Here is a 4,014-nt window from a genome sequence, read left to right on the forward strand (position 1 = left end):
GTGGCCCGCCCAAAGGTGGCGGTGACGATTTCTGGTGAGATTGCCCTGTCGTCCTCCCTGATCGACAGGACAAGCTCACCCTCCTCAAGATGCGCAGACACCTCCCATCCCAGTGCCTCCTGCGCACTGCGGTCAGCATCAAAGCTTTGGCTGGCCACATAGGAGTTCTTAACTTCGAGTCCCGGAAAGGTTTTGACCGCGTTGACAGCCAGCGTCAGGTTCACCGCGATGATGATGGAAAATGCACTCACAAAGATGGCGGCCACATGCCGGCCTTTTAGTTCTCGGGTCATTGGTCTCTTCCGTGGAAAGTTGTCATTCGGCTGGATACGCGGCTGTCAGAGCTGATGTCTTCGGCCCAGAACCGCAGGTCGGTGCGCCCTGAATGCGCCGCTGGATCCTGGTCGCGCGCCGTCACATAGACCCTTTGCACCTGAATGGAATCTGCGGGCACGGTCACATGCTGGCGGCCGGTTATGCCCTCGATATCCAAGCGCAGAATATCGTCGCTGGTCAGGCTCAGGCGAAAGACGCGATCCTCGGCCGACTTGTTGCGGATCCGAAGGTCGTAGATGTTGCGCACATCTCCGTTGGATTGCAGCACATAGATCGGATTGCGCACCGGGCTTGCTGTGATTTCAAGGTCGGTCCGGATGAAGAGCCCATAGACCAGAGCGACCCCCATCAATGACCAAAGCGATGTGTAAAGAACCGTGCGCGGGCGCAGGACGTGTTGCCAGATGGCCTTTGGTTTGGCGCCTGCCCGTTCCGCAGGCTCGTCTGCCAGCGACAAATAGTCGATCAGCCCCCGCTCGCGCCCCAGTTTTCCCATCACGTCGTCGCAGGCGTCGATACACAGGGCGCACGTAATGCACTCCATCTGCTGACCATCGCGGATGTCGATCCCCATCGGGCACACGTTGACGCAGGCCATACAGTCGACGCAATCACCGGCACCCGCATCGCGCTTCTTGCCGCGTGGCTCGCCGCGCCAATCCCGATAGCCGACGGTCAGCGTGTCTGTGTCCATCATCGCAGCCTGAATTCGCGGCCATGGGCAGGCATAGATACAGATCTGCTCGCGCGCAAAGCCTCCGAACACAAAGGTCGTCGCTGTCAGGATCGCGATAGTGCTATAGGCGACCGGATGCGCGGACAGAGTGACCAAATCGGCCAACAGGCTGGGGGCATCGGTGAAATAGAAAACCCAAGCGCCACCTGTCGCAAGGCCAATCAACAGCCAACTTGTCCATTTCACCAATCGCAGGCGCAGCTTTCGTAGGCTCCACGATGCATGGTGCAGTTTGACCCGCGCATTGCGATCGCCTTCAATCCAGCGCTCGACCAGAACAAACAGGTCGGTCCACACGGTCTGCGGGCAGGCATAGCCACACCACGCGCGACCCATGGCGGATGTCACCAGAAACAGGCCCAGGCCAGCCATGATCAACAGGCCCGCCACGAAGTAAAATTCGTGTGGCCAGATCTCGATCCAGAAAAAGAAAAACCGGCGGCCAGACAGATCAACCAGCACGGCTTGATCGGGAAGGTTGGGGCCACGGTCCCAGCGAATCCAAGGGGTTACATAATAGATGCCCAGGGTCACAACCATGATCACCCATTTCCACGTGCGAAAACGGCCAGAGACCCGTTTGGGAAATACCGGTTCACGGGCGGCATAGAGAGAGGTGCTGTCAGACATGGTGGTTTGATGGCCTTACGTTACCTGCATCTTTTGCCATCGAGTCGGATCGGTCGCTTTGATCTAGGTCAAACTTGGTGAGGCAGGGTTTGGGTGACGCATGCAAGGGGGTTTGCGCCACCCGAGAGAGGCGGGGGCTATTCGCCGCCTCCCAAACTGTGGACGTACACAGAGACAGCGCGCACATCGGCATCATTCAGACGCTCGCCCCAGGCTGGCATGACGCCGAAGCGGGCCTTTGCGATGCTTTCGATCAAGCTGTCGCGGTCGCTTCCATAAAGCCAGATTGCGTCCGCCAGATTGGGCGCACCCTGTTCGCGGTCACCCAGGCCTGTGTCGCCGTGGCAGCTTGCGCAATTGTCAGCAAACAATACGGCTCCGGGGCTGTCGGGATCAGGGGCAGCAAGCGTTGGGATAAAGTCCGCAAGCGCCTCGATCTCGGCCTCGGACAGAAACTCGCCAAAGGCGGGCATCTGCGAATACCGCGCGTCGCTGTCGGTTTCATTGCGAATGCCGTGCCGGACGGAATAAGCGATCTGAGCGATGTTACCGCCCCAAAGCCAGTCATCGTCCAGCAGGTTCGGAATGCCATTCGCGCCTTGCGCGCCCGCGCCGTGGCACTGGCTGCATTGGGCCGAAAACACAGACCCACCCCGCGACACAGCATACTTGTGCAGCGTGTCTGTGGGGGTCAAAGCCTCAAGGTCTGCGGCAACCAATTGCGCCACCAGATCTGCGTTCTTGGCTTCGTGCGCTTCGATCTCTTTGGCGACTTCGGCGCGGGTGGAATAGCCCAGCAGCCCCGTGGTTGCGCCGGAAATCATCGGCCAGGCGGGATAGGCGATGGTATATCCGACGCCCCAGACGATGGTGATATAGAAGGTCCACAGCCACCATCGCGGCAGCGGCGTGTTCAATTCACGGATGCCGTCCCATTCATGACCAGTGGTTTCCGTTCCGGTGGTTTGATCGACGTGTTTGTCACTCATGGTCACACCTCTTTAAGTGTCTGCGCCAGCGCCTTGCAGGCACAGTCGTCGCAGTTTTGGGCACAGACTGCGGGCGCCTCGTTGCGAAAGGGGATCATGCTGGCGTCTTTGCGGTCTTGGGCAAGGCTTGGCCAAAATGCCCAGATGCCCACGCCGACAAAGAAAGAGAACATGGCCAGCAAAACCCAGCTGTCTGCGAATTCGCGAAGTAGAGAATAGGTATCCATGATCAGCGGCTCTCGTCTGGGGTGAAGGTTGAGAAATCGACCATGGTACCAAGCACCTGCATATAGGCGATCAACGCGTCCATTTCGGTTACATAGGGCTGGCCGTCAAAGTTGCCGACAACCGCGCCCGGATAGCGTTCCAGGGTTTCTTCCCAATCCGCGTCAGGATCGGCTTGGGCTTTGAAATCCTGTTGCGCCAGCTCGATCTGTTCGTCGGTATAGGGCACACCGACAAAGCGGTGGGTGGCCAGCAGGTCGCCGATGTCTTCGCCCTCTAGACGGGCGTCCATCAGGAAGCCGTATTTGGGCATGACGCTTTCCGGCACCAACGATTGCGGGTCAATCAGGTGTTCCAGATGCCATTGATCTGAATAGCGCCCTCCGACCCTCGCCAGATCCGGTCCGGTACGCTTAGACCCCCATTGAAATGGGTGGTCGTATTTGCTCTCGGCCGCCAGGGAATAGTGACCATAGCGTTCGACCTCGTCCCGCATCGGGCGGATCATCTGGCTGTGGCAGGTGTAACATCCTTCGCGGATGTAGACGTCCCGACCTGCCAGCTCGAGCGGCGAATAGGGGCGTACACCTTCCACGTCCTCGATGGTGTTTTCCAGCCAGAACAGCGGTGCGATTTCAACCAGACCACCGACAGTGACCACCAGCAGTGAGGAAACCAAAAGCAGGGTCGGACTGCGTTCCAGAATTGCGTGTCTATCAAGAATTGCCACGTTTGGTCTCCTTATTCAGCGGGGATTGCGGCATTGGACGGGAGCGGCTTATGCGCAGGCTGCGCCCCCCGGATTGTCATCCACATGTTCCAGCACATGATGAGGCTGCCGGCGAGGAACAGAGCACCTCCGAGGCCGCGTACAATGTACATTGGGAACTTGGCGCTGACGGTGTCGGCAAAGCTGTTCACGAGGAACCCCTGGCTGTCGACTTCGCGCCACATCAGGCCTTCCATGATACCGGTGACCCACATCGAGGCGGCGTAAAGAACGATGCCCAGTGTCGCGAGCCAGAAGTGCCAGTTGATGGCAGATTCCGAGTACATTTTGGCGCGTCCCCATAGTTTCGGGGTCAGGAAATAGAGGCA

At 58.8% G+C, this 4,014-nt stretch carries 6 protein-coding genes; all 6 read right to left on the reverse strand.

Going from position 1 to position 4,014, the window contains the following annotated elements; genetic code table 11:
* A partial coding sequence (locus ACEQWH_RS10365; protein ID WP_370230490.1) for a FixH family protein occupies positions 1–293 on the reverse strand: 293 nt, incomplete at its 3' end.
* Positions 290–1,702, reverse strand: coding sequence for a cytochrome c oxidase accessory protein CcoG (ccoG, locus tag ACEQWH_RS10370; protein WP_370230493.1), 1,413 nt, complete (start codon positions 1,700–1,702; stop codon positions 290–292). The genes ACEQWH_RS10365 and ccoG, both read right to left, overlap by 4 nt.
* A 137-nt stretch (positions 1,703–1,839) precedes the next feature.
* Entirely contained in the window at positions 1,840–2,691 is an 852-nt protein-coding gene (gene ccoP, locus ACEQWH_RS10375; protein ID WP_370230495.1) for a cytochrome-c oxidase, cbb3-type subunit III, read from the reverse strand.
* 2 nt (positions 2,692–2,693) lie between these two features.
* A complete protein-coding gene (locus ACEQWH_RS10380) occupies positions 2,694–2,918 on the reverse strand; it encodes a cbb3-type cytochrome c oxidase subunit 3 (RefSeq protein WP_370230498.1) in 225 nt (74 codons plus the stop codon).
* Between the two features lie 2 nt (positions 2,919–2,920).
* Positions 2,921–3,646, reverse strand: coding sequence for a cytochrome-c oxidase, cbb3-type subunit II (gene ccoO, locus ACEQWH_RS10385; protein WP_370230501.1), 726 nt, complete (start codon positions 3,644–3,646; stop codon positions 2,921–2,923).
* Between the two features lie 11 nt (positions 3,647–3,657).
* On the reverse strand, positions 3,658–4,014 hold a 357-nt coding region (locus tag ACEQWH_RS10390), incomplete at its 5' end, for a cbb3-type cytochrome c oxidase subunit I (RefSeq protein WP_370230504.1).

The organism is Cognatishimia sp. (genome assembly GCF_964229375.1).
Taxonomy (GTDB): domain Bacteria; phylum Pseudomonadota; class Alphaproteobacteria; order Rhodobacterales; family Rhodobacteraceae; genus Cognatishimia.

Bases quoted from the DNA above. Each gene is read 5' to 3' on its own strand.
- ccoG (WP_370230493.1), bottom strand. From the start codon at position 1,702: ATGTCTGACAGCACCTCTCTCTATGCCGCCCGTGAACCGGTATTTCCC.
- ccoP (WP_370230495.1), bottom strand. From the start codon at position 2,691: ATGAGTGACAAACACGTCGATCAAACCACCGGAACGGAAACCACTGGT.
- ACEQWH_RS10380 (WP_370230498.1), bottom strand. From the start codon at position 2,918: ATGGATACCTATTCTCTACTTCGCGAATTCGCAGACAGCTGGGTTTTG.